26 protein-coding genes are annotated in these 25,274 nt (G+C 67.7%); 8 read left to right on the top strand and 18 right to left on the bottom strand.

From position 1 onward, the window contains the following. Positions 1–259: 259 nt before the first annotated feature. The 7 genes from HWX39_RS05435 to HWX39_RS05405 form a co-directional block, all read right to left on the bottom strand. Positions 260–841 carry a DUF3501 family protein gene (locus tag HWX39_RS05435; RefSeq protein ID WP_175965897.1) on the bottom strand — a complete coding sequence of 194 codons (582 nt, stop codon included), beginning with the start codon at positions 839–841 and terminating at the stop codon, positions 260–262. Between the two features lie 31 nt (positions 842–872). Further along, positions 873–2,210: a heterodisulfide reductase-related iron-sulfur binding cluster gene (locus HWX39_RS05430; protein ID WP_175965896.1), complete on the bottom strand. Its 1,338-nt coding sequence runs from the start codon at positions 2,208–2,210 to the stop codon at positions 873–875. Positions 2,211–2,330: 120 nt separating this feature from the next. Next, the gene (locus tag HWX39_RS05425) at positions 2,331–2,753 is read right to left on the bottom strand and encodes a rubrerythrin family protein (protein WP_027791020.1); all 423 of its coding nucleotides are present in this window, start codon (positions 2,751–2,753) and stop codon (positions 2,331–2,333) included. 404 nt (positions 2,754–3,157) lie between these two features. Continuing rightward, positions 3,158–4,423 (bottom strand): RNA polymerase sigma factor, encoded by a 1,266-nt coding sequence (locus HWX39_RS05420; protein WP_175965895.1) that lies wholly within the window; start codon positions 4,421–4,423, stop codon positions 3,158–3,160. Continuing rightward, a complete protein-coding gene (locus HWX39_RS05415) occupies positions 4,420–4,836 on the bottom strand; it encodes a glyoxalase/bleomycin resistance/extradiol dioxygenase family protein (RefSeq protein WP_175965894.1) in 417 nt (138 codons plus the stop codon). The genes HWX39_RS05420 and HWX39_RS05415 overlap by 4 nt, the downstream gene beginning before the upstream one ends. A gap of 41 nt (positions 4,837–4,877) precedes the next feature. Beyond that, a complete protein-coding gene (locus HWX39_RS05410; RefSeq protein WP_175965893.1) occupies positions 4,878–5,297 on the bottom strand; it encodes a YciI family protein in 420 nt (139 codons plus the stop codon). Between the two features lie 125 nt (positions 5,298–5,422). Then, positions 5,423–5,776 (bottom strand): YciI family protein, encoded by a 354-nt coding sequence (locus tag HWX39_RS05405; RefSeq protein WP_175965892.1) that lies wholly within the window; start codon positions 5,774–5,776, stop codon positions 5,423–5,425. 203 nt (positions 5,777–5,979) lie between these two features. On the opposite strand from HWX39_RS05405, the gene HWX39_RS05400 reads away from it, so the two are divergent. Further along, positions 5,980–7,845 (top strand): ExeM/NucH family extracellular endonuclease, encoded by a 1,866-nt coding sequence (locus HWX39_RS05400; protein WP_175965891.1) that lies wholly within the window; start codon positions 5,980–5,982, stop codon positions 7,843–7,845. 33 nt (positions 7,846–7,878) lie between these two features. Here HWX39_RS05400 and HWX39_RS05395 read toward each other — a convergent pair whose 3' ends face one another. Beyond that, the gene (locus HWX39_RS05395) at positions 7,879–8,088 is read right to left on the bottom strand and encodes a hypothetical protein (protein WP_175965890.1); all 210 of its coding nucleotides are present in this window, start codon (positions 8,086–8,088) and stop codon (positions 7,879–7,881) included. Between the two features lie 42 nt (positions 8,089–8,130). Between HWX39_RS05395 and HWX39_RS05390 the strand changes: the two genes are divergently transcribed. The 3 genes from HWX39_RS05390 to HWX39_RS05380 all read left to right on the top strand — a co-directional run bounded on the left by HWX39_RS05390 (position 8,131) and on the right by HWX39_RS05380 (position 10,455). Then, positions 8,131–8,517: a DUF883 family protein gene (locus HWX39_RS05390; protein ID WP_175965889.1), complete on the top strand. Its 387-nt coding sequence runs from the start codon at positions 8,131–8,133 to the stop codon at positions 8,515–8,517. A gap of 64 nt (positions 8,518–8,581) precedes the next feature. Further along, positions 8,582–9,166, top strand: a complete 585-nt coding sequence (locus HWX39_RS05385; RefSeq protein WP_175965888.1) for a YSC84-related protein — start codon at positions 8,582–8,584, stop codon at positions 9,164–9,166. Between the two features lie 236 nt (positions 9,167–9,402). Further along, positions 9,403–10,455, top strand: coding sequence for an AI-2E family transporter (locus HWX39_RS05380; RefSeq protein WP_175965887.1), 1,053 nt, complete (start codon positions 9,403–9,405; stop codon positions 10,453–10,455). Between the two features lie 43 nt (positions 10,456–10,498). Here HWX39_RS05380 and HWX39_RS05375 read toward each other — a convergent pair whose 3' ends face one another. The 6 genes from HWX39_RS05375 to HWX39_RS05350 form a co-directional block, all read right to left on the bottom strand. Continuing rightward, on the bottom strand, positions 10,499–11,014 hold the full coding sequence (locus HWX39_RS05375; protein WP_175965886.1) for a thioesterase: 516 nt from the start codon (positions 11,012–11,014) through the stop codon (positions 10,499–10,501). 205 nt (positions 11,015–11,219) lie between these two features. Next, on the bottom strand, positions 11,220–12,236 hold the full coding sequence (locus tag HWX39_RS05370) for an NADP-dependent oxidoreductase (RefSeq protein ID WP_175965885.1): 1,017 nt from the start codon (positions 12,234–12,236) through the stop codon (positions 11,220–11,222). 37 nt (positions 12,237–12,273) lie between these two features. After that, a complete protein-coding gene (locus HWX39_RS05365) occupies positions 12,274–13,062 on the bottom strand; it encodes an SDR family oxidoreductase (RefSeq protein ID WP_175965884.1) in 789 nt (262 codons plus the stop codon). A gap of 454 nt (positions 13,063–13,516) precedes the next feature. Beyond that, positions 13,517–14,107: a phosphatase PAP2 family protein gene (locus HWX39_RS05360; RefSeq protein WP_175965883.1), complete on the bottom strand. Its 591-nt coding sequence runs from the start codon at positions 14,105–14,107 to the stop codon at positions 13,517–13,519. Between the two features lie 81 nt (positions 14,108–14,188). Then, entirely contained in the window at positions 14,189–15,505 is a 1,317-nt protein-coding gene (locus tag HWX39_RS05355) for an Nramp family divalent metal transporter (protein WP_175965882.1), read from the bottom strand. Continuing rightward, the gene (locus tag HWX39_RS05350) at positions 15,454–16,506 is read right to left on the bottom strand and encodes a helix-turn-helix domain-containing protein (RefSeq protein WP_175965881.1); all 1,053 of its coding nucleotides are present in this window, start codon (positions 16,504–16,506) and stop codon (positions 15,454–15,456) included. The genes HWX39_RS05355 and HWX39_RS05350 overlap by 52 nt, the downstream gene beginning before the upstream one ends. A 496-nt stretch (positions 16,507–17,002) precedes the next feature. Here HWX39_RS05350 and HWX39_RS05345 point away from each other — a divergent pair, with 496 nt between their 5' ends. After that, complete coding sequence (locus HWX39_RS05345) at positions 17,003–17,926, top strand: LysR family transcriptional regulator (RefSeq protein WP_175965880.1); 924 nt, start codon at positions 17,003–17,005, stop codon at positions 17,924–17,926. Positions 17,927–18,024: 98 nt separating this feature from the next. Continuing rightward, entirely contained in the window at positions 18,025–18,426 is a 402-nt protein-coding gene (locus HWX39_RS05340; protein WP_175965879.1) for an OsmC family protein, read from the top strand. 94 nt (positions 18,427–18,520) lie between these two features. On the opposite strand, the gene HWX39_RS05335 is transcribed toward HWX39_RS05340, so the two are convergent. Beyond that, the gene (locus HWX39_RS05335; protein WP_175965878.1) at positions 18,521–19,402 is read right to left on the bottom strand and encodes a Dyp-type peroxidase; all 882 of its coding nucleotides are present in this window, start codon (positions 19,400–19,402) and stop codon (positions 18,521–18,523) included. A 490-nt stretch (positions 19,403–19,892) separates the two neighbouring features. On the opposite strand from HWX39_RS05335, the gene HWX39_RS05330 reads away from it, so the two are divergent. Beyond that, positions 19,893–21,755, top strand: coding sequence for an ABC transporter ATP-binding protein (locus HWX39_RS05330; protein ID WP_175965877.1), 1,863 nt, complete (start codon positions 19,893–19,895; stop codon positions 21,753–21,755). Between the two features lie 209 nt (positions 21,756–21,964). Further along, a complete protein-coding gene (locus tag HWX39_RS05325) occupies positions 21,965–22,678 on the top strand; it encodes a riboflavin synthase subunit alpha (protein ID WP_175965876.1) in 714 nt (237 codons plus the stop codon). A gap of 14 nt (positions 22,679–22,692) precedes the next feature. On the opposite strand, the gene HWX39_RS05320 is transcribed toward HWX39_RS05325, so the two are convergent. The 3 genes from HWX39_RS05320 to HWX39_RS05310 are packed head-to-tail and all read right to left on the bottom strand — an operon-like array spanning position 22,693 to position 25,214. After that, positions 22,693–23,271 (bottom strand): hypothetical protein, encoded by a 579-nt coding sequence (locus tag HWX39_RS05320; RefSeq protein ID WP_175965875.1) that lies wholly within the window; start codon positions 23,269–23,271, stop codon positions 22,693–22,695. Beyond that, positions 23,268–23,927 (bottom strand): shikimate kinase, encoded by a 660-nt coding sequence (locus HWX39_RS05315; RefSeq protein ID WP_244134916.1) that lies wholly within the window; start codon positions 23,925–23,927, stop codon positions 23,268–23,270. Before HWX39_RS05315 ends, HWX39_RS05320 begins: the two co-directional genes overlap by 4 nt. Before the next feature lie 45 nt (positions 23,928–23,972). Continuing rightward, a complete protein-coding gene (locus HWX39_RS05310) occupies positions 23,973–25,214 on the bottom strand; it encodes a voltage-gated chloride channel family protein (protein ID WP_175965874.1) in 1,242 nt (413 codons plus the stop codon). Positions 25,215–25,274 lie beyond the last annotated feature (60 nt).

The raw sequence follows: 25,274 nt of genomic DNA, 5'->3' as shown, positions 1-25,274 counted from the left end.
TCACGAATCGGTAAATCATTCAAATTCGGTCGATTTAAATTATCTCCGTGCACAATATTCTTATTGTTTCTCTGCGAGTGATGAAAGCACGGTGACGCACGATGCACATTTTTCGCCGCGCGCAAACTCGCGACGCTTGTTACATCGTCACGGCGGCAGGCGAGCAGTCGCGCCGCATCGGCGACGGACTTCCCGTTTCGGGTCGGAACGGAAAAAGGGACGGCGGTGGGTCGGACGTGTCGGACGTACAGCGGACGCGTCAGCGCAGATCGCCGGCGAGCGAGGCGGTCACGTCCGCGTCCACGCGCTGCGCCGGCATCGTGTAGGCCGGGTGATCGCAGCCGATCGACAGCGCCGCGCCGCCCTTGAGCGCCGCGCGCATCGGCGCGTCGAGCTCGAAGCGCAGGAAGTGCACGGCCGACGTCTTCTCGGCGTTGTCGCGCTCGAGATCCTCGTCGGCGATCGCGTAGACGCTCGCATGCCCGTCGACCTGCAGGTACACCCGATCCTCGATACCGATCAGCCGCGCGAGCGCCGCGCGCCGTTCGAGCTCGTGCTCGTACTCGATCTGCATCGTCGCCTTCAGGTTCGTGCCGTCGGGCACGAGCGGCAGATACGCTTCCAGTTCGCCTTCGATGCCGGCCTGGTCGAAGATCTTCTCGATGTGCAGCATCTCCTGGATCTGATAGCGGATCGTCGTCTCGTCCTCGAACAGCAAGCGCAGGTGATTGCCGAGCGCCACCGCGCGGCGGCGCTTGTACGCGACGAGCCGCGCGTGTTCGGCCTTGCGGATCTTCGCGTACGCTTCGAGCGTCAGCAGGGAATCGCGGGTCAACGTCATGGGAGAGCCTCGTGGGTCGGCCGGCGGCGGCTCAGATGCCGTACGCGCGGCGCAGCAGCGTGAGCGGATGGGCGAGCGGCGCGGATGGCAACCCCTTGTCGTCGATGCCCTGCACGATGTGATGGCCGGCCAGCGCGCAGTCCGACGACACGAAATCCGGCTGCGGTTCGGCCATCGCCTTGAACACGGGCCCGCCGATCCGCATCGCGTCCGCGTGAAATTCCTTCTTCACGCCGAACGTGCCCGCGTGGCCCGAGCAGCGCTCGACGACATTCACGCGTGTATCGGGCACGAGCGACAGCGCGTCGGCCGTCTTGCGGCCGATGTTCTGCACGCGCGCATGGCACGGCACGTGATACGACACGGTGCCGAGGCCCGTCTTGAAATCGGTCTTCAGCAGTCCGTCGCGATGCCGAGCGATCACGTATTCGAACGGATCCCAGAATGCTTCGGCCACCGCGCGCACTGCTTCGTCGCCGGGGAACATCAGCGGCAGCTCGCTCTTGTACATCAGCACGCAGCTCGGGATCGCGCCGATCAGCGCATAGCCTTCGCGTGCATAGCGTTCGAGCACGGGCAGGTTCACGTCCTTCTTCGCGGCCACGCCGGCCAGATTGCCCTGCTCGAGCAGCGGCATCCCGCAGCAGGCCTCGCGCGTGACGAGTTCGTACGGGATGTCGTTGTGCGCGAGGATCGCGAGCAGGTCGTGGCCGATGCCGGGCTCGTTGAAATTCACGTAGCAGGTCGCATAGATCGCGACCTTGCCGGGCGTGCGTTCGCCGTCGCGCACGGGCAAGCCGTCCGAGGGCCTCGCCGTGCGCCGGAACTTGCGCGGCGCGAATTCCGGCAGCCACGCATGGCGATCGACACCGAGTGTCGCCTCGAGCGCGTGGCGCGCGGGCGGCGTGCGGTTCACCGCGTTCACCGTCTGCGTGACGATCGGAATGCCGGCGAAGTGGCCGAGCGCGTCGGTGTTCGACAGCACCTTGTCGCGCAGCGTCGCTTCGCCACGCTTGTAGCGCGCGGCCTTGCCGCGCAGCATCAGGTGCGGGAAGTCGACGTTCCATGCATGCGGCGGCACGTACGGGCATTTCGTCATGTAGCAGAGGTCGCACAGGTAGCACTGGTCGACGACTTTGCCGAACGCTTCCTTCGGCACCTCCTCGATATCGCCCATCGGCGTGTCGTCGACCAGATCGAACAGCGTCGGAAACGCGCCGCACAACGACACGCAGCGCCGACACCCGGCGCAGATGTCGAACACGCGCGTCATTTCCTCATCGATCGCGGCCTGGTCGTAGAACGCATCGGACTGCCAGTCGAGCGGATGCCGGGTCGGGGCTTCGAGACTGCCTTCCTTGTGGGGCATGGGGCGCTCCAGCGTGGCGCGCATGCGCGCCAGCGCCGCCCGCACGATGCGGGCAGCGATGAACGAACAGCCGGCCGCTTGCCGGTCGCACGGCCTGCCGTGCGGCCCGCGGGCGGCCCGTCAGTCGACGAGACTGTCCAGCGCCTTCGTGTAGCGGTTCGCGTGGCTGCGTTCAGCCTTCGCGAGCGTCTCGAACCAGTTCGCGATTTCGTCGAAGCCCTCGTCGCGCGCCGTCTTTGCCATGCCCGGATACATGTCGGTGTATTCGTGCGTTTCGCCGGCGATCGCCGATTCGAGATTCTGCCGCGATGAACCGAACGGCAAGCCCGTTGCCGGATCGCCGACGGCTTCCAGGTATTCGAGATGGCCGTGCGCATGGCCGGTTTCGCCTTCGGCGGTCGAGCGGAACAGCGCAGCGACGTCGTTCTGGCCCTCGACGTCAGCCTTCGAAGCGAAATACAGATAGCGCCGGTTCGCCTGCGATTCGCCCGCGAATGCGGCCTTCAGGTTCTCTTCGGTTTTGCTGCCCTTGAGCTGAGCCATTTGCGCCTCCATTCGAGTCGGCGCGGCCGCATGCGAAGCCGGGCCGATCAGGTATGTGGGGAACGATGCGTGTGCCGGGGCACGCGCATCGTGCTCTTCAATCTAGGCGCTCGCGTTCGCATCCCCCAATAGGCTTTTTCAATCCGGGCGATAGTGCTTGGCGGGACGGGGGGCGCGCTGCCGGGCGCGCCTGGGGCTTGGGGCTTGGGGCTTGGGGCTTGGGGCTCGGGGCTCGGGGCTCGGGGCTCGGGGCTCGGGGCTCGGGGCTCGGGGCTCGGGGCTCGGGGCTCGGGGCTCGGGGCTCGGGGCTCGGGGCTCGGGGCTCGGGGCTCGGGGCTCGGGGCTCGGGGCTCGGGGCTCGGGGCTCGGGGCTCGGGGCTTGGGGTGCGCGCGTGCTGCGTGGGTCATGCGTCCGTCGCGCGCCTGAGCAGCAATTCGCGTTCGCGCTCGTTGCGCGTCAGTTCCGCCGCGCGGCGGAATTCGACCTTCGCCTCGTCGGCGCGGCCCAGCTTCGCCAGCAGGTCGCCGCGCACGCTCGGCAGCCAGTGATAGCGCGCGAGCGCGGGATCGTCGCGCAGCGCGTCGACGAGTTCGAGCGCCGCAGCGGGCCCGAACGCCATCCCCACGGCCACCGCGCGATTCAGCTCGACGACGGGCGACGGTGCGACTTCGGCAAGCGCGTCATACAGCGCGACGATCTGCGCCCAGTCCGTATCCGACGCCTGCCGCGCGCGCGCATGGCAGGCCGCCAGCGCGGCCTGCAGCGCATACGGCCCGCGTACGCCGCCGAGCTTCGTCGCGCGTTCGAGCGCCGCGAGGCCGCGCCGGATCAGCAGCGGATCCCAGCGGCTGCGATCCTGGTCGAGCAGCAGCACGGGCCGGCCCTGCGCGTCGATGCGCGCATGCATGCGCGACGCCTGCAGTTCCATCAGCGCGACGAGCCCGAGCACCTCGCTTTCGTCCGGCGCCAGCCCGGCCAGCACGCGGCCGAGCCGCAACGCCTCGTCGCACAGCGCCGGGCGCGTCCAGTCGTCGCCCGAGGTCGCCGCATGGCCTTCGTTGAACACGAGATAGATCACTTCGAGCACCGACGCGAGCCGCGCGGGCCGCGCATCGGCAGCCGGCACCTCGAACGGCACGTGCGCCGCCGCGAGCGTGCGCTTGGCGCGCACGATCCGCTGCGCGATCGTCGGCTCGGGCGTCAGGAACGCGCGCGCGATCTCGCCCGTCGTCAGCCCGCCGAGCAGCCGCAGCGTGAGCGCGACGCGCGCATCGGTCGACAGCACCGGGTGGCACGACGTGAAGATCAGCCGCAGCAGGTCGTCGCCGATGTCGTCGCTCGCGTCGGCGAACGCCTCCGCGATGTCGGGAACGACGTGCGCTTCGAGCGCGTCCATCTCGTGGCCGAGCTGGTCGCGCTTCGCCGCGTGGAGCGACTCCTGACGGACACGATCGAGTGCGCGACGCTTCACGGCCGTCATCAGCCATGCCGCCGGGTTGTCGGGCACGCCGTCGACGGGCCAGTGCTCGAGCGCCGCGACGAGCGTGTCCTGCGCCAGTTCCTCGGCCACGCCGACGTCGCGCACCACACGCGCGGCGCGCGCGATGATCTTGGGCGCCTCGATCCGCCAGACCGCTTCAATCGCACGGTGAGTCGCCTCACGCGTCACGACGCCTGCCCCTCGGCGGACGCGTCCAGCGGCATGGCCATCAGCTCCCATGCATGGCCGTCCGGATCGTCGAACCCGTGGCCGTACATGTTCGGGTACTCGCGCGGCGCTTGCGGCGCGGTCCCGCCGGCCGCCAGCGCTTTTGCGACGATCGCGTCGACTTCGGCGCGGCTTTCGCACGACAGGCACGACAGGACCTGCACCTGCGTTGCCGGATCGATGATGGTTTTGCCGGTGAACGTCTGGAAAAACGGGCGCACGAGCAGCATCGCGAAGATCGTGTCGCTGATCTTGATGCAAGCGGCCTGGTCGTTGGTATAGGCCGGCACGACTTCGAAGCCGAGCGCCTGGTAGAACGCCTTCGAGCGCGGCAGGTCGGCCACGGGCAGGTTGATGAAGACCATCTTGTGCATGTCGGGTGCTCCGGTGAGGTTGGATTCAGGTGGGCAGTCAATCAGGCGCTGGTACGGCCGACGTGGAGTTCGCGAAACCGCTCGACCGCGTCGCTCGGCGTGAGGTCGTCAAGCTCGAACAGCGGCCGCACCTCGATCTCGCAATCCATCTCGGCGCCGAACGGCGCGGGGAACCGGCGCGTCCATTCGAGCGCTTCGTCGCGCGAACGCACCTGGATCAGCGTATAGCCGGCAATCAGCTCCTTCGTTTCGGCGAACGGGCCGTCGACCACGGTGCCCTTGCCGCCCGAGTAGCGCACGCGCCAGCCGTTCGCGCTCGGGCGCAGCCCGTTCGCGTCGAGCAGCACGCCGGCCCTGGCCAATTCCTCGTGATAGACGGTCATGGCCTCGACCAGCCGGTTGTCCGGCAACGCGTCGGACTCGCTGACGGCGTTCGCCCGAATCATGATCATGAATCGCATCGTTCACTCCTTGTCGTCGTTGAAAGGCGACGCCCATTCTTCGGCGCCTTATCCGGACGACGGCCGGAAGACAACCGGATCGACATATTCCGCGACACATCAGGGTAAATACCGAGTCGCGGCCTTCACAAAAAGCACGGACCGACCGCGCGCACCTCGACCGTGCACCATTGCGCGGCCGGACACTGGCGCGCGATCTCGATCGCTTCCTCGCGCGTGTCGACGTCGACGATGAAGAAGCCGCCGACCATCTCCTTCGCCTCCGCGAACGGGCCGTCGAGCAGGCGCGTCTCGCCGTCGCGCACCTGCACGCGCGTACCGCGCTCAGCGCGCTCCAGCGACTCGACGCCGCGCAGCACGCCGCGCGCCTTGAGCGTCTCGGCGAAATCGACCATCCGCGCGTACAGCGCCTGACCTTCGTCGAGTGTGCGTTCGGCGCGCTGGTCGGTCGGCTCGACAATCAACAGCATGTAAGACATGGGCTTCTCCTGTGGGAACGGGGCGCGGCAGCGTTCGCTGCGCGATCGGGATGCGCCGACCGATGCAAAAGCGTAGCAGCCGCCGTGCGGCTTGCATCGTCGGCCAATCGGTACTGGCCGGACGGCCAATTCGGCCGCTTCCGGACATTTTGCCGTCAAGATGTCCTCCCGAACCGTCGGATTTTCTTCCTGTGGACCGCCCCATGTCACCCCTGCTTGGCCCGCTCGCCATTGCACCGTTCATCGCCCTGGCTACGCTCGCCGGCCTCGCTGCCCGGCCGGCCACGGCCGCGCCGCCGGTCAGCGCCGGCTGCGGCGGCGCAACCACGCCGATTGCCGAACTCCGCAGCGCCGGCGGCCCGTCGCCGCTGGCCGGTCAAACAACCTCGATCGAAGCGGTCGTCACGTCGGCGTTCGGCGGTGCCGACGGCCTCGGCGGCTTCTTCGTCCAGCAGGCCGACGCACAGCGACGGCACCGGCCGGGCATCCCGGAAGGCGTGTTCGTGTATGCGCCGAACGCACGCGCGAAGGCCGGCGATCTCGTGCATCTCACGGGCCGGGTCGACGAGCAATACGGCCGGACCCAATTCACGCTGTCGGGCGGCGTGACCGTCTGCGCACGCGGGCAGACAGTCACACCTGCCACGCTCACGCTGCCGGTCGCCTCGCTATCCGTGCTAAGCGCGCTCGAAGGCATGCGGGTGCGCCTGCCGCAAACCCTGACGGTCAGCGATACCCACGAACTCGGCCGCTACGGCAGCGTCGTCCTCAGCAACGGCCGGCTGCGCATCCCGACCCACGTCGCACCGCCGGCCGAGGCCGCCGCGATCGCGACAGCGAACGCACGCAACCGCATCGTGCTCGACGACGGCTCGAACCGCCGCGATCCCGCCACCGTGCGCTATCCGCCGCCCGCGCTGAGCGCCGTCAACACGCTGCGCGCAGGCTACACGGTACGCGGCGTCGAAGGCGTGATCGAACTGCGTTACGGCACGTGGCGGCTGCAACCGGTTGCCGGCGCGGCGCCGGTGTTCGATGCCGCCGCGAACCCGCGTACCGATGCGCCGGCCCGGCATCCCGATGCCGACGTGCGCATCGTGTCGTTCAACGTATTCAACTATTTCAACGGCGACGGGAACGGTGGCGGATTCGATGCCGCGGCCAATCGCGGTGCGAAAACGCCCGCCGCGTTCGCGCGGCAGGAGACGAAGATCGTCGCGGCATTGCGCGCGCTGCGTGCCGACGTGATCGGGCTGATGGAAATCGCGAACAACGGCTACGGCGACGCGAGCGCCGTGCGGCGTCTCGCCGCGCAACTCGGCGACGGCTGGCGCGCCGTCGATCCCGGCACCGCGCGGCTCGGCCGCGACGCGATCGCGGTCGCTCTGCTGTACGACAGCCGCACGGTCGAGCCGGCCGGGCGCGCCGCGACCGTCGCACTCGGCGGCCGGCACCGCCCGCCGCTCGCGCAGACATTCCGGCGCATCGGCGGCACGCGCGCCTTCACGGTCGCGGTCAATCACCTGAAATCGAAGAACTGCCCGGACGCGACCGGCATCGATCGCGACCAGTCGGACGGCCAGGGCTGCTGGAATGCAGCGCGCACGCGAGCCGCCGCGCGCGTCGCCGATTGGCTCGCCACGTCGCCGACCGGCACCACGGCCGATGGCGTGCTCCTGATCGGCGACCTGAACAGCTACGCGAAGGAAGATCCGGTGCGCGCGCTCGAATCGCGCGGCTACGCGAACCTGGTGGCCCGCTTCGTCGGCGATGCTGCGTACAGCTACGTATTTCGCGGCGAAGCGGGCAGCCTCGACCACGCGCTCGCAACGCCGGTGCTCGCCGCGCGCGTGAAGGCGGTGCACGTCTGGCACATCAACGCCGACGAACCGGTTGCCCTGCAACCCGTGCCCGATTACAAAACGTCCGCGCAACGGTCGACTTATTACGCACCCGACGCGTACCGGTCATCGGATCACGATCCCGTCGTGATCGACGTCGCGCTTGGCGACGGCGGCACGTTCTCCGCCCCGGGCACGAACCGTGCTCGTCAACCACGCGGCGACTAGTGCATTTGCATCAGCACAAAGCCTGCAACGGCACTATTTACCTGATGGCCCCGGCGACGCGATATTTACCGAACCTTCACCGCGTACCGCAACCTGGTACGCCGCTTCATCCGGAAAGCGAATTTTTTTCAATCGCCGCGCTGCCCCGTGCGGCGGGGCTTCGCGGCAATCCTGCCGCCGAATTGAAAATTTGTCTCGAAACAAAATCGGGCCAAGTGAATCACACCAGTTGCTGGGATTCATCTTATCTTCAAATTTAACTTGAATCGAAGGAGGATCAACACCATGGCGCTCACCGACTCGATCGAACACAAGCTGGACCGCGGCCTGTCCGACATTCGTCGCACGGGCCGGCGCGTGGGACGCACGACGCGCTCGGCCGCCCGCGACCTGCATGCCGACGTCACCGACGATCTGCGCGGGCTGGTCGACGAACTGGAAGATCTGCTGAAAAACGATGGCGACGGCGATATCGCCGCGCTGCGCAAGCGCGTGCAATCCAGGCTCGATGAAGCGCGCGGCGCGCTCGATCACGCGTCGGGCAGCGCGGCCGCCCGGCTGCGCGAATCGGCCGAACGCGTGTCGCAGGTCGTACAGGACAACCCGTGGCAAACCGCCGGCGTCGTCGCCGGCCTCGCGTTCGTTGCGGGCCTGCTCCTTGCCCGCCGTTGATCGGAGCCGGCCGCCCCGCTGCCCGCCCCGACCGTCCTCAATCAGACAACGAAGGAGAAACGCCATGCAGAAAACCTTTGCCATGAAAGCCGCCGCCGCCGTCCTGCTCGGCGGCCTCGCGCTCGCCGGCTGCACGACCACCCCGGACAAACCGGAAGGCGCCGCGGCCAGCGCGTCGAAGCGCCAGTCGATCGACGCCAGCGTCAACGCGACGCTGTCGCGTCTCTATTCGACGGTGCCGGGTTCGCGTGAACTCGTCGCGAAATCGCGCGGCGTGCTCGTGTTCCCGAACGTGCTGCAGGCCGGCTTCATCGTCGGCGGCCAGTCCGGCAACGGCGCGCTGCGCGTCGGCGGCAGCACGGTCGGCTACTACAACACGTCGTCGCTGTCGGTCGGCCTGCAGGCCGGCGCGCAGTCGAAGGCGATCGTGTTCCTGTTCATGACGCAGGATGCGCTCGACTCGTTCCGCAAGTCCGAAGGCTGGGCCGCAGGCGCCGACGCATCGGTCGCGGTCGTGAAGGTCGGCGCGAACGGCGCGGTCGATACGACCACGGCCACCGCCCCGGTCGAGGTGCTGATCCTGACCAACGCGGGCCTGATGGGCGACCTGTCGGTGAACGGCACCAAGGTCACGAAGCTCAATATCTGACGATGCGACACGCGGCGTCGCGCCGCGTTTGCTTCCCGGCAGCGCCGCGGCCCCGGCCGCGGCGTTTTCGCATGTGCCGCCCGCAGCGGCTATGATGGCGGCACCTTTGCGGGCATACTCCGCTTCGGGCCGCCCCGCGGCGCATTTCGCCGCGAACCCGTGACGATCGCGAACCGATCGTGCGCGGGGCAACGAGATTCAATCAAACCACGCATCAATCTGCGCGAATGTCATCCATGGAAAGCGGACACGACCACCAAAAATTCTTCTATTTCCTGCTGGCCGCGGTCACCGTCGGACTCTGCTGGATCCTCGCGCCGTTTTCCGGAGCCGTGTTCTGGGGCACCATTCTCGCGATCCTGTTCCAGCCCGTGCAGCGCTGGCTCGCCGCACGCTTCGGCAAGCGGCGCAACCTGGCCGCACTCGTGACGCTGTCGCTGATCGTGCTGATCGTGATCCTGCCGCTCGTGTTCGTCGCCGCGACGCTCGTGCAGGAAATCGCGTACGTGTACCAGGAAATCAAGACCGCGCAGCCGAACTATTCGCAATACTTCCAGGACATCATCCACGCGCTGCCGTCGTCGATCCAGCACCTGCTGCAGAAATACGGGTTGGGCAACCTCCCGGGCATCCAGAAGAAGCTGACCGATGGCGCTGCGCAGATCAGCCAGCTTGCGGCAACGCAGGCACTCAGCATCGGCCAGAACACGTTCCAGTTCGTCGTGAGCTTCGGCGTGATGCTGTACATGGTGTTCTTCCTGTTGCGCGACGGCGGCGAGATCGGCCGCCGCGTGCGCCGCGCGCTGCCGCTCGACGAAGAGCACAAGAACCTGCTGCTGGCGAAATTCACGACGGTCGTGCGCGCGACGGTGAAGGGCAACATCGCGGTCGCGCTCGTGCAGGGCGCGCTCGGCGGCCTGATCTTCTGGATCCTCGGGATCGAAGGCGTGGTGCTGTGGGGCGCGCTGATGGCGTTCCTGTCGCTGCTGCCCGCGATCGGCGCGAGCCTCGTCTGGGTGCCCGCCGCGCTCTACTTCCTGATGATCGGCGCGCTCTGGAAATGCGCGATCCTCGTCGCGTTCTGCGTGGGCGTGATCGGCCTCGTCGACAACCTGCTGCGCCCGATCCTCGTCGGCAAGGACACGAAGATGCCCGACTGGGTCGTGCTGATCTCGACGCTCGGCGGGATGGCGCTGTTCGGCATCACCGGCTTCGTGATCGGGCCGCTCGTCGCCGCGCTGTTCATGGCGAGCTGGGACATCTACGCACGGGCCGAACACGGCGAATGATGCGTCGCGCGGCCGCGTGCCACGCACCTGCATGCACGCGCCGTCACGGATGACGAATGCGAATCACGACGGGCGCCACGGCGCCCGTTTCTTCATCTGCCGTCAGCATCATCAGGCCGCCATACGGACCCACGCGATACGTGCGGCCCGACACCAGCGGCACGCTTCGATCGTCGTGCGCATCGCGCCACGTTGCACGCACACGCGAAGCGATATCCGGTGCGAACGGCGCACCGTCTGGCCCAACCAACGCCACATGGGCACCCGGCAAACGCCGGCCATGCGCATCGAACCGCAGCGTGGCCGCCGCCCCGCCGTTCGCCACCTGGTGTCCTTCGACCACCACGCCCGACCGCGCGTCGAGCGTCACGTCGTAGAGATCGACGAGCGCGCCCGTGAAGCGCACGTCGCCGCCCGACGCCGCGTGCCCGGCCGCCACGGCATTCGACATCGCGCATGCCACGCCAAGCCCGATCGCCATCCTTCGCACTGCTACGGCGCATCGCACCGTTCGATTGCGCATCGCCGCCGATGCCGCCCGCTTCGCGTCGTTTCGCATGTTTCTTCTCCCCTAGCTTGACCAGAAAAAAGGCGGCGTGACATGTCGGTCACGCCGCCTGTCTGCTGGCAATCACTTTAGGGAGAGACGTCCGGACAATATATGGGACAAGTCCTAAACTAAGGCCCGGTTGTTCGAACGCACCGCGTTCGACACCCGCTCGCGGCAGCGTACGAACGGCATCGCACGCTGCGCGGCGGGCCGGTCACGCGCCGGGATCGACGCGCAGCACGAGCTTGCCGCGATGGTCGCCGTCGAACAGGCGATTCAGCACGTCGGGCGCATTCTCGAGACCGTCCGCCACAGTCTCCTCGGCCTTGAGCCGGCCGTCGCGCAGCCAGCCCGCGAGCGTCTGCACGGCCTCGCGGCTCTTGCGATAGTCGAGGATCAGGAAGCCGCGCATCGTCAGCCGCTTCGAGATCAACACGCCGACGTCGTCCGCCGCGCGCCCGCTGTTGTAATTCGAGATCACGCCGCACAGCGCGACGCGCCCGCCGATCACCATCCGCGACAGCACCGCGCGCATCACCTCGCCGCCTACATTTTCGAAGTTCACGTGCACGCCGTCCGGCGTCGCCGCTTTCAGCTGCTGACGGAAATCGTCGGCCTTGTAGTCGACGGCCGCGTCGAAGCCGAGCGTCTCGGTCAGATAGCGGCACTTGTCCGCGCCGCCCGCGATGCCGACCACGCGCGCGCCGTGGATCTTGCCGATCTGCCCGGCGATCGAGCCGACCGAGCCGGCCGCCGCCGATACCACGAGCGTCTCGCCCGGCTGCACCGGCGCGATGTCCGTCAGCCCGTAGTACGCGGTCAGCCCGCTCATCCCGCACGCGCCGAGCAGCGTCGGCAACGGCAGGCCCGTCTCCGCAGGCAGCTTCACGAACTGCGCGGCCTGGTCGGCCGGCACGACCGCGTAGTCCTGCCAGCCGACGAGCCCCTGCACGAGATCGCCTTCCGCGAACCCCGCATGGCGCGACGCCACCACGCGCCCGATGCCGAGCGCGCGCATCACCTCGCCGATCGCGACGGGCGGCAGGTACTGCGGCACGTCGCTCATCCATACGCGGTTGGTCGGGTCCATCGACAGATACAGCACGCGCACGAGTACCTCGCCCTCCGCGAGCGCCGGCACCGGCGTCGCGACGAGCGAAAAGTGTTCGCGGCCGACCCGCCCTTCCGGGCGCGTCTTCAGCAGCAGTTGGCGGTTCACGGGTGTGGACACGATGTTCTCCTCCGGTCGTTGTCGTTCGGTGTACGCATCAGACAGCGCACATGCCGCCGTCGATGACAAGTTCGGCGGCCGTCACGAAGCGGCTCTCGTCGGACGCGAGATACACGGCCGCATGCGCGACGTCGTCCGGCTCGCCGAGCCGGCGCAGCGGAATGCCGCGCGCGAGCTTGCGCGTCGCGTCGCGTTCGCCGAGCGACTGGAACAGCGGCTCGACGATCCCCGTGCGAATGAACGCCGGGTGAATCGAGTTGCAGCGCACGTCGATCTCGCGGCGTGCGCAGTCGATCGCGACCGACTTCGTCAGCGATGCGACCGCCGCCTTCGACGCGTTGTACGCGGTGAAATCCGGCTCGACCTTGAACGCGGCCACCGACGAGATGTTGATGATCGATGCGGGATGGCTTTCGGCCAGGTACGACAGCGCATGCTTGCAGCCGAGCACGATGCTCTCGACGTTGATCGCCATCACGCGCCGCCATTCGTCCAGCTCGATCTGCGCGGGTGAGCCGATCGAACCGACCCCCGCGTTGTTGACGAGCACCGACAGCCCGCCCATCGCATCGACCGCCTGTGCGAGCAGCGCCTGCCAGCGCGCTTCGTCGCGCACGTCCTGCGTCGCGGCGAACGCGACCGGCGTCGCGTGGCCCGCGTTGAGTTCCTGCGCGAACGCGTCGAGCACCGCCGCGTCGGCGATGTCGGTCACGAACACGCGCGCGCCCTGCTCGACCATCCGGCGCGCGATCGCACGGCCGAGGCCGCCCGCGGCGCCCGTGATATATGCGCACTTGCCGGCAAGGCGCGAAGAAACGGCTGTCATGTGACCTGCTCCTGTCGTGAATCGACGTCGCGGAACGCTGCCGCGACGGGTTTGCCGTGCCTGCTCCGGCCGACCCGGGCCGGCTGACCGCGCCTCGGCATCACGAGGCGCCGCACGGATTACGCGAGTATATCGGCGCGTTGGACGGGCCGGGCAGCCTGCCCCGGTTGAACGACAGCCAGCGTACGCGAATGCCACCAATCGATGAAATGAATAATCGTTATGCCCGGTCATAGGTGCTGTTCATGACCTTCGTGTACCGGCGCGCCTGCGCGGGCCGGCGGCACTCGCCCGTCATGTCGACCGGCCGGTACGTTGATTCAGGGCATGGCGGAGCGCCGCGTTCCGCGCAGACGCGAACGCAATCGGGAAGATGAATGGTGTGGAATCGTGCAACCGCCGGGCGAATGCCGGCGGCAAGAAAGCGGCGCCGGCGCGCCGCGACCGGCTGCCGTCAGAATCCGTCGCCCGACGGCGTGCGCACGAACGCGCAGAGTTGCGGCGAGTGGGTATCGATCATCTGCTGGAACGGCGCACGGTGCCCGTACGCGATGCCGGACACGAGCAGCAGGCAGACGGCCGCGACGCGCGGCGAGAATGCACGCTGCCGCGCGCCGTCGTAGCCGCGCAGGAACACCAGCGCGACCGCCGCGCCGAGCATCCAGCCGACGATCACTTCCGGAACGGTGTGCGAATGATCGAACACGCGCGCGACGGCCGTGACCGCGCCCACGGCGAGCCCGGCCGCGATGCCGGGCGCCTTGCCCGGCCGGAACGCCTGCCACAGCATCGACAGCGCGACGGTCCACACGGACGTCGACAACATCGTATGGCCGCTGATCACGCGGAAATCGAATTGCGGCAGCTCGATGCCGCACCCGGCATAGAGGATCTTGGTGGCGCCGACGAGGCCCATGCCGGCGGCGAGCAGCACGCCCCAGCGAACGGCGAGGCGCCAGTCGGTCAGCGCGAACCACGCCGCGCACGTCAGTGCGATCGGCAAGGTCAGCGCGGCATCGCCGATGTTGCTGATTTCACTCCACATAACGGACTTCGGACGACGATCGAAAGGCCGCAGTTTACCGTATGCGCGCCGCGCGACTGTGTCAGCCTGTGACAGGCTGTATCAGCCCGCGACACCGGTAATCAGCAACAGGTTCGTGCCGGTGATGACGGCGAACAGCGCCCACGCGGCAATTTGCATCCCGCGCCCGATCGCGTGCTCGCCCATCGTGTTGCGATCGCTGACCGAGCGGATCAGCGGCCACATCGCGAACGGGAGCTGCAGGCTCAGCAGTACCTGGCTCCACACCAGCAACTGCCCGACCGAGCCGTCGCCGAGCCACAGCACGCCGATCAGCGCCGGCACGAGGGCGAGCCCGCGCGTGATCAGCCGGCGCTGGTAGCACGGGATCTTCGTATGCAGGAAGCCGTCCATGATCACCTGGCCGGCGATCGTGCCGGTCAGCGTCGAGCTCTGCCCCGACGCGAGCAGCGCAATGCCGAACAGCAGCGCGGCAGCACCGCCCGCGATCGGCGTAATCAGTTTGTAGGCCTGTTCGATGTCGGTCACGTTGTGCTGACCCGTCGCATGGAATGCCGCGCCCGCGACGACCAGGATCGCCGCGTTGACGAGCATCGCGACGAACAGCGACACGCAGGTATCGATACGCACCAGCGCGAGCGTGTCGCGGATCATCCCGCGCGCGCCGCCGACCACGCGCCGCGTCTGCACGACCGACGAATGCAGGTACAGGTTGTGCGGCATGATCGTCGCGCCGACGATGCCCAGCGCGAGCACGATCGCGTCCTTGCGGTCGTGGCCCGGATCGCCCGGCACCAGCCCGCCGGCCACTGCGTGCCAGTCGGGCGGCGTGATCGCGACCTGCGCGACGAAGCAGAACGCCATCGTCGCGATCAGCGCGAGCACGATCGCCTCGATCTGCCGGAACCCCTTGCCCTGCAAGCCGAGCACGATCACCGTGTCGAGCGCGGTCAGCACGATCCCCCATGCGAGCGGCACGCCGAGCAGCAGCTTGAACGCAAGCGCGCAGCCGAGGACTTCCGCGATGTCGCACGCGATGATCGACACTTCGGCGGTCACCCACTGCACGATGCGGCCGAACCGGCCGTAGCGGTCGTAGCTGGCCTGCGCGAGATCCCTGCCGGCGACGAGGCCGAGCCGCGCCGCGAGCATCTGCAGGAAGATCGCCGCGAGGCTCGAGAACGCGACCACCCACAGCAGCGAATAGCCGAACTGCGAGCCGGCCTGGATGTCGGTCGCCCAGTTACCGGGATCCATGTACCCGATCGCAACCAGCAGGCCGGGGCCGAAGAAGCGCTTGAGCTTCTGCCAGCGCGGCGCGGCGGCATCGATCGTGATGCTGCCCTTTACTTCCGACGGGCAGAAAGGGGCGGTGGCGGTAGTGGGGAGGAAGGACATGGAAACCGGGTATCGAAATCGCGACAGGACGATTCTACGGGTATCCGCCCGGTTTTCTCGCGCGCGGCCTCGCACGCGGCGCAACGCCCCCCGGCGCCGTCGCAGCGCCCCCCGTCCGCATCCGCCGGCGCCGCGCCACGGGTGAGGATCCTTTCGCGCTCGGCGACGCGAAATTCGGTCGGCGACATCAGCATGCGCTGGCGAAACAGCTTCGCGAGCCGCTCGCCGCTGCCGAACCCGGTACGGCGCGCGACTTTATCGGCCGGCAGCGTCGTGTGGACCAGCATGTGGCAGGCGCGCTCGAGCCGCACGTGCTGGACGAACTCGGTCGGCGTCACGCCGATTTCCTTCTTGAAGCGCCGCAGGAAGTTGCGCTCGCTCATCGCGGCAGCCTGGGCGGCGTTCGCGATCGAGATGCGATTCACGCTCTGCGCGCGCAGCCGCTGCGCCGACATCCGGATCGACGGGCTCGCGCTCAGCTCGCGAAAGGCCCACATCGACTGCGGATAGCGTTGCTCGACCGGCCGCAGCAGGTTGCTGGCGATCTCCTGTGCGGCGCCGTCGCCAAGGTCGGCGCGAAACATGTCGAGCACGGCGGCAAACACGTCGGTTTCGCCGGCCTGCGCCTCGACCGTCGTGGCGCCCCGTCGCCCGGCCCGACCAGGCCGCCCTTCGATCGCCGCCGACGGACGCCGCATGGCCGCGAGCGTGGGCAGATCCATCCCGTCGACGATCCAGCGCGCATGACGGCGAATGTCGGCGAGGCGACGCTGCAACGCGTCGTCCCAGTTGACGGCCGCGCGGTCACCGTGAAGATGAAAGAACGCGAGTGCGCGGCGGCCGTGCTCGTCACCGAGCGGATCGGCCGCGATGCTAACGCCGGAGGACGACTGCAACAGCCCCCCGCTTTCGGATACGTACTTCAGCTGGTAGTCAGCACTGTGTGCGTGCAGGCGATTCGCCAGGTTGAAAGCCTCGCCAAGACGCGCGGCCTGGGCCAACGAAAATCCCGTACTCAAATAGATAACGACCCATCTCTGATCTGCTGCATTCACTGGCCAAGCCCCCGACTTGTTCGACTTCTTCTAATACCGTCGAACTGTCAGGCTTATATTTGGTTTAAATGCGTGCGACAGGACGGCTATCCCGAAATATGAAGCGACGGCATCTTAGCCGAACGGGTCGCGCCTTTGGCACGAAATGGCCGACGCGGACAGCATGATGGCGGATTACTACAGGCTGCAAGGGCTTGTTGGCGGGCCTGAGCGGAATTGCCCGGGCCGATATCGCCCATTATTGCGATTGCGTGCGTCGCAATTCGCGCATTTCATTGCGACTTATTGCGTCAGGTATACGGATAAATACACAACCCAATATCGGCTCAAACGATATCGACTCGCATCCAATGCCGTCGATTGTCACGCAGGACAGCCCGCGTATCCGCTGCCTGCGCATCCTTTAGAATCGGCCCACCATTCACTACGCCGCCCGCGCCCCGTGCCCGCCGATCACCGTCTCGACCTGAACCTGTTTCGCGTGCTCGACGCCGTCTACGTGCATGGCGGCATCGGCGCGGCCGCCCGCGCGCTGCACCTCACGCAGCCGGCCGTCACGCATGCGCTCAACCGGCTGCGCGCACATTTCGACGATCCGCTGTTCGTGCGGCAGGGCAACCGGGTCGTGGCGACCGAGCGCACGCGTTCGATCATCGCGGACGTGCAGTTGCACCTGAAGGGCCTGCAAGGCACCGCGCGCGCGCCGTCGGCATTCGATCCCGCGACGCTCGACCTGAGCATCGCGGTAGGCATTCGCGACGTGCTCGAATCGATCGCGCTGCCGCGGATCGTCGCCGCGTTCGCCGACGAAGCGCCGGGCCTGCGGCTCGTGAGCCGCCGCATCGCGGTGGCCGACATCGAGCGCGAACTCGCATCGGGCAATCTCGATCTCGCCGTCGATCGCCGCGTGCCGACCGGCCCGCGCATCGCCACCGAACACCTGCTCGACGATTCGCTCGTCGTCGCGCTGCGCGGCGATCATCCGCTCGCGCGCGACCCGCTGCGGCGCGGCGACTATTTCGCGGCGCAGCATGTCGCGGTGTCGTCGCTCGGCGAGCCGCAATCGCTCGACGTGCTGCTCGGCAACGACGGCCGTTTCCGCGATATCCGGCTCACCTGCCAGCACTATTTCGCCGCATGCCAGATCGCCGCGACCGGCAACCTGCTGGTCACGCTGCCGCACACCTATGCGTTGCGGATGGCCGCGATGCTGCCGATCGTCGTGCGGCCGCTGCCGTTGCGGCTCAAGCCGTTCCCGCTCCTCGCGTACTGGCACGAGTCTCGCGACGCCGATCGGGCGCACCAGTGGGTGCGCGAACGTATCGCCGCGCTCGTGCGCAGCAGCGCCGGCGTCACCGACGCATAGCCGCGCGGCGCACGCCGTCACGATCGGGACGGTATGCTTGCGGCTGCGCGCCGCCACGCGGCGCCCGCTTCCCTCTTCCCGCTGACCGGAGACTTGCCATGTCGCTCATCCATGCCGCCGCCGTCCTCGACGCCGATGCGCCCGACTACGTCGTCCAGCTGCAGGCCGGCACGCACGCATTGACCGGCGACGAGGCACCACGCGAAGGCGGCCAGGATCGCGGGCCGGCGCCGTACGAATTCGTGCTGGCCGGCCTCGCGCAATGCACGGCCGCGACGCTGCGCATGTATATGCAGCGCAAGACGTGGCCGGCCACCCGCATCGCCGTGCGCACCGAGCTTCATGCCGATCGCGACGGCACGCAGTACGTGCGCCGCGTCGTGACGCTCGACGGTCCGCTCGATGACGCGCAACGCCAGCGCCTCGCCGAAATCTGCGAGAAAACGCCGGTCACGCAGTTCATCAAGCGTGGCACACGGATCGACACGACGTTGAACTGACACACGACGCACGCGGCGCACGATCGCCGCGCCAAAAGAAACGGGGGGCCGCGCACGATGCGCGGCCCCCCGTTGCGTCGCTACCGTCAGGCGCTTACAGGCCGAGCGCGGACAGGTCGAGCTTGCCGCCCTTCATCGGCGGGCACCAGAAATACGCGCCCGTCAGCGGCCGCGTGAAGCGGAACAGGCCGTCGACGATCCCGTCATCCGCGCCGCACATCCGGCGCATCTGCACGTCGAATGCGCGGAACGAGCAGCCGAACGCCACGAAGTAGAGGCCCGCGCGACGCGCGTCCGACCACGGCGACGAACGGCGCAGCATGAACGCCTCGGGCTCGAAGCTTTCCTGCGCGGTACGCTTCACGTGCGCGAACTCGGGTGCATCGTCGAGTTCTTCGTTGTCCGAGCGGCGACGCCCGATGATGTTGTCCATGTCGCCCGACGGAATGCGCTCCATCTGGTCGAAGTCGTGCAGCCATTGCTGGACCGCGACGAAGCTCGCACCGTCGAGCCCCGCGCCCTGCCCGGTCACGATCGCCGCGGCCACCGCGTCGTCGCCTTCCGGGTTCTCGGTGCCGTCCTCGTAGCCGGACAGGTCGCGATCGTTCGAATAGCGGAAACCGTCGACCGCATCCTGCAGCGCAAACGCCGGCGCCAGCTCGCGTTCGATCGCCCGCGTACGCAGCACGATCTCGCCGCGGTCGTCGCCGCGCAGCCAGACCCACACGTCGGCCGGCGTCGCCGGCAGCGTGCGGTCCTTCACCGCGAACGCCGGGAATTCGGTCAGACCCGGCACCGGGTGCCCGAGATGCGCCGCCAGCGCATGCCCGAACCCGACCACCGTGTCGCGTCCGTCGACGATCTCGCGCAGCGCGGCCAGCGCCGCCGCCACATTGCCGTCATTCGAAATCGTGAAAGTGAGGTATCGGGCCGCCGTATCGATCGGGGTCAGGATGCCTTGCTGAACGTCGCTCATCGTGTCCTCAGGAATGTATCGTGGTGAATCTGCGAGGGCCGCGGCGTCTTGCGCCGCAGACGCCGAAGTGTAATCGATGCGCGTGCCGCGCCCTTGCGCTGCCGCACTGGGAAAGGCCCGCAAAAGAAGGGCCCAAAACCCGAATACTAACCGTATCGACGCTGCAACGCGGCATTCATCAGACGTTGCGGCGCCCCCGGCACTGCTGATAGAATCTTTTCACGTCTTTTCGGCGTCCTTTCAACCGTTCACTTCAGGGGAGGTGCAGATGTTCCGAATGCCAGCAACCTTCCCGAACGTGGTCCCACGGCGCAGCTGATCCAGCCCGCCGTCCGCGCCGGCTCCCGAGTTTTCCGCTAACCCGTCAGCCGCGCCGTTTCCCGACAGCCCGTTTCGTTTCGCCGCACGGTTTCCGCGCGGCCCGGCTGTTGCGTTTTCGATGTTCTCCGAACCGGAAAGTCCCGTCGCGCGATGCGCCGGGCAACGATCAATGACCAGAAAAACCTCCCATCTGGGCGGCCAGGCATTCCAGGCCGTCTTCGGCTTCACCTTCCGTTACTGGCGCAAGCAGCCGGCCCGCACCGCCACGGTCGCGAGCCTTGCGCTGCTCGCCGCGCTCGCCGACGTGCTCACGCCGCTGTTCGCCGGTCGCCTCGTCGACGCGCTGTCGACCGGCCTGACCGACCGCGCCGCCGCCTGGCATGCGGCGCTCGTCGCGTTCGGCACGCTCGCCGCGCTCGGTCTCGGCGCGACGGTGCTGCGGCAAGGCGTCTACCTGAACATCATCACGCTCACCCTGAAGATGATGAGCGAGATCGCGGCCGCGTCGTTCCATCGCGTGCAGCGCTTCTCGACCGACTGGCACGCGAACAGCTTCGCGGGCTCGACCGTGCGCAAGATCACGCGCGGGATCTGGGCGCTCGACCTGCTGAACGACACCGTGCTGATCGCGCTGCTTCCGTCGGTCACGATGCTCGTCGGCGCCACCGTGCTGCTCGGCACGCACTGGCCCGTGATGGGGCTCGTCGTCGGCGCGGGTTCGCTGCTGTACATCACGGTGACGGTGGCGGTGTCGCTCGGCATCGTCGCGCCGGCCGCGCGGCTCGGCAACCTGTGGGATACGCGCATGGGCGGCGCGCTCGCCGACGCCGTGAGCTGCAATGCGGTCGTCAAGGCGTTCGGCGCGGAAACGCGCGAGGAAGCGCGGCTCGCGCGCGTGATCGCCAAGTGGCGGCAACGCACGCGCCGCACGTGGGTGCGCGGCACGTTCAACGGCGGGTTGCAGGGCGCGATGCTCGTTGCGATGCAGGCCGCGATGATCGGCGTCGCGCTGCGGCTGTGGGTGAACGACGAGGCGAGCGTCGGCGACATCGCGTTCGCGCTGACGATGTTCTTCATGCTGCAGGGCTACCTGCGCGACGTCGGCATGCACATCCGCAACCTGCAACGCTCGGTGAACGACATGGAAGAGCTCGTCGCGCTCGAACGCCAGCCGCTCGGCATCGACGATCGTCCCGGTGCGCCGGCGATCCGGATCGGGCAAGGCGAGATCCGCTTCGAGCACGTGACGTTCCGCTACGACAACCATCCGGTGCCGCTGTACGACGATTTCTCGATGCGGATCGCGCCGGGCGAGCGCGTCGGCCTCGTCGGCCATTCGGGGTCGGGCAAGACGTCGTTCATCAAGCTGATCCAGCGCCTGTACGACGTGTCGGGCGGCCGCATCACGATCGACGGCCAGGACATCGCGCGGGTGCGGCAGGATTCGCTGCGCAGCCAGATCGCGATCGTCCAGCAGGAGCCCGTACTGTTCCACCGCACGCTCGCTGAGAACATCGCGTACGCGCGCCCCGACGCGAGCCGGGCCGACATCGAGCGCGCCGCGCGGCTGGCCAGCGCGCACGACTTCATCGCCACGCTGCCGGACGGCTATGACACGCTCGTTGGCGAACGCGGGATCAAGCTGTCGGGCGGTGAACGCCAGCGGGTCGCGATCGCACGCGCGTTCCTCGCCGATGCGCCGATCCTGATCCTCGACGAAGCCACGTCGAGCCTCGATAGCGAAAGCGAGCTGCTGATCCAGCAGGCGATGGAGCGGCTGATGGTCGGCCGCACGACGCTCGTGGTCGCGCACCGGCTGTCGACCGTGCGTGCGCTCGACCGGCTGCTGGTGCTCGATCGCGGCAAGGTGATCGAGGAAGGCAGCCACGACGCGCTGATCCGTATCGACGGGGGCATCTACCGCCGGCTGTTCGAGCGGCAGGCGCTGGAACTCGCGAAGGGGCTCGCCGATTCGCCGCGACGCACGGCGGACGACGACGCCGGGCCGCTCGGCGAGCCGGCCGAAGTGTAACGCCAGCGTGTCGCAACGTGCGCCGGCGGTGCGGTCATCACCGCCGGCGCACGTCGACAATCGGATCCGGATCGAGGCCGTGCCAGGTGCACGGCCTTTTTTTTACGCCCGCGAATCGGGCCGGCCACCCCGACGCCACGCGCCGCAAGGCCGCCGCTTCCGGGATCCCTTATCATGTCGACCAGGAAATGTGCGACTAGGGATCGACCATGTTTACAGGAATTGTCCAAGGCGTTGCCACCATCAGGGCCATCGCCGATCACGGGGAACTGAGAACCTTCAGCATCGAATTCCCGGAGCGGTTTACCGACGACATCGAGATCGGCGCCAGCGTCTCGGTCGACGGTGTCTGCCTGACGGTGACGACCATCCATTCGCCGGCGCTGATCGACTTCGACGTGATGCTGCCGAGCCTGCGGATCACCACGCTGGCCGATCTCGCGACGGGCGGTCGCGTCAACGTCGAGCGGGCCGCGAAGGACGGCGCGGAGATCGGCGGGCATCCGCTGTCGGGCCATGTCGACTTCACGGGGACGATCCGGCACATCGCGTCGTCCGAGCATAACCGGATGGTGCGCATCGGCGTGCCGGACGCATTCAAGCGGTATGTGTTCGCGAAGGGCTATATCGCGATCAACGGCTGCAGCCTGACGGTGTCCGACGTCAACCGCGACGAGGGCTGGTTCGATGTCTGGCTGATTCCCGAAACGCGACGCGCGACGACTTTCGATGCGAAGGGCGTCAACGACACGGTCAACATCGAGATCGAGCGCAGCACGCAGGTGGTCGTCGACACGATCCGGGAATCGGTCAAGGAAACGCTCGGCGAACTGAACGGCGTCGTCACCGCATTGCTGGCGGAAAAAGGCATCGACATCGAGGAACTGCTGGCGCGGCATGTCGCGCGGCTGCCGAAGCAGTAACGGATACCGGCGCGCTAGGTGATCCGCTGGATCACCGCGTACCGGCTGCCGTCAAAAAACACCTCGACCCACGGCTCCGCCTCCTCGAACGTCCAGAGGACGAGATCAAGGTCGATCGGCTCGTCGTCGTCGGGCCAGGGCATGTTCCACCCGCCCGCGACGGCGACCACCCCATCCGTGTAGAGCGGGCATTGCGCCATCCACGCGCGCGCGTAGTCGTGCGCCGCGACGCCCTTGAAGTTGCTGTTGAATCCCCAGCCCCGTTGCCAGCCGTGTGCGTCGAGATATGCTTCGATCGCGGCGGAACCGAAGCGGAACACAGCGTCGATCGGCGGAAGCGACGTTGCTTCGGATCGGTACAGCGGGTGTTCGGACTGGACAGGCTGCACGGCGGTTTCCACGCGGCCTGATATCCCGTCCTCGTCGAGATACACGTTCAGCCATGTGCCGTCGCGCTCGACGGAAAGGCACAACGCGCCTGCGTCGACGCCATGCCAGTAGCCGGTGACGGGTTCGCCGTCTTCCGCGAAGCGGTATTGATGGCATGGCCTGGCAAGGCGCCGCGCTTCGATCAGAAAGTCTTCCAGCGTCATTGAATGTTCTCCCGGCTTCCATTGCCTTGGGTACCGCATGGATGCGTCGGACGATCGCCCGCCGCCGGATACGGACCGCGTTCACTCGATGGCATCGACGCCACGATGAAGCGTTCGATGTCGGCCGCCACGTGTTCGGGCGGTCCGTCGCTCGCAAACCGTTTGCAGTTCAGGCGCATGAACGCGGGGAACCGAGCGCGGATCTTGCGCATCTCGTCGGCCTCATTCGCATGCAGATACGGCCGGGACATTTGCCGGCCCACGACCAGTTTCGCGCAGCGTTCGAGATCGAACGACGGCAACAGGAGCGCGGTGAATCCGTCCTCCTCGATGCCGCGGCGAAGTGCCGGATACGCCGGCGCGACATCGGCCGGATACAGCATGAAACCGGACGAAACCGCGCAGATCGTGGGCGCCGACATGTCGTGCTTGAGGCGCTCGTACAGCCGGACGTTGTGCGACGCATACTCGGCATAACCGCGGCGCCGGATGAAATCGGCGATGTTCCCGTGCGCGGCCAGGAAACATTGATCCAGATCGACGAACCGCCAGTTCAGGCGTGCCGCGACAATCGCCCCGGCCGTGGTCTTGCCGGCACCGCCCGGCCCGATCAGATGTACCAGCAACAACACGCCCCCCTTCGACATCGCATGCATCGCGTTCCCGGAGGCGCCGCGACGAATCCGGCTTTCGCGCCCGCCTCACTCCGCTTCCGCCTGCGCGCCCTTCCCCACCGCCACGCGCTGCGCGCGATAAATCCCCGCGTGCCCCGAGAACAGATACGCGACGACACACGCGACGATCGCATACACGCCGATATCCGCGCCGAACAGTTCGATCGCCATGATCGTCGACGCGATCGGCGTATTGGCCGCGCCGGCGAACACCGCGACGAAGCCGAGCCCCGCCAGCACGGGCACCGGCAGCGCCAGCACCTGGCCGAGTGCGTTGCCGAGCGTCGCGCCGATGTAGAACAGCGGCGTCACTTCGCCGCCCTTGAACCCCGACGCGAGGGTGACGACGGTGAACGCGAACTTGCCTGCGAAATCGTAGAGCGGCAGCGGGCCATGAAACGCGGCCTCGATCGTCGGGATGCCGAGGCCGAGATATTGCGGCACGTTCCACTCGGTGGCGGCCACGGCGACCAGCAGGCCGCCGAGCACCGGCTGCAGCGGCGCATAGCGGACGACGCGCCTGAACCACGCGGTCAGCGCATGCGTCGCAAACGCGAACAGCCGCCCGACCACGCCGAACGCCATGCCCGCGACGACCGTCACGGCCAGCCCCGTCGCCGACACGGCCGGCACGAACGGAATCGCATACGCCGTGTGATGCACGCCCCACGCGCGACATACGGCGTCCGCGACGATCGCCGATGCGACGCAGGTCAGCAGCGCGTCGTACCGCACGCGTCCGATCGCGAGCACCTCGAGCCCGAACACGGCGCCCGCGAGCGGCGTGCCGAACACGGATGCGAAACCGGCCGCGATGCCCCCCATCAGCAGCACGCGGCGATGTTCGCGATCGAGACGAAACACGTGCGTGACGCGATCGGCGAGCGCGCCGCCCATCTGCACGGCGGTGCCCTCGCGGCCGGCCGAGCCGCCGAACAGGTGCGTGACGACGGTCGCGACGAGCACGAGCGGCGCCATCCGCTTCGGCACGAGCGCCTTCGGGTCGTGAATCTCGTCGATCAGCAGGTTGTTGCCGCGCGCGACGGACTGGCCGAAGCGATGGTAGATCCAGCCGGTCGCAAAACCGGCGGCCGGCAGCCCCCACAGCAGCCACGGGTGCGCCACGCGCGTGCCGGTCGCCCAGTCGAGCGCGATCAGGAACAGGGCGGAAGCCGTGCCGGCCAGCGTGCCAAGCAGGGCCGAGAGCGCGAGCCAGCGGCACACGTAGCGCACGGTCGCGAGAAGATCGGCAGAAGTCGAGAAAAACATGATTTCCAGATTCGACGGAACATCAAAACCTGGGCGGCAGAATACCGCATGGACGGCCTG

This window comes from Burkholderia sp. BCC0322, assembly GCF_902833045.1.
Taxonomy (GTDB): domain Bacteria; phylum Pseudomonadota; class Gammaproteobacteria; order Burkholderiales; family Burkholderiaceae; genus Burkholderia.
The sequence above is the reverse complement of the archived record's forward strand: the minus strand, read 5'-3'. Positions and strand labels throughout refer to the sequence as shown.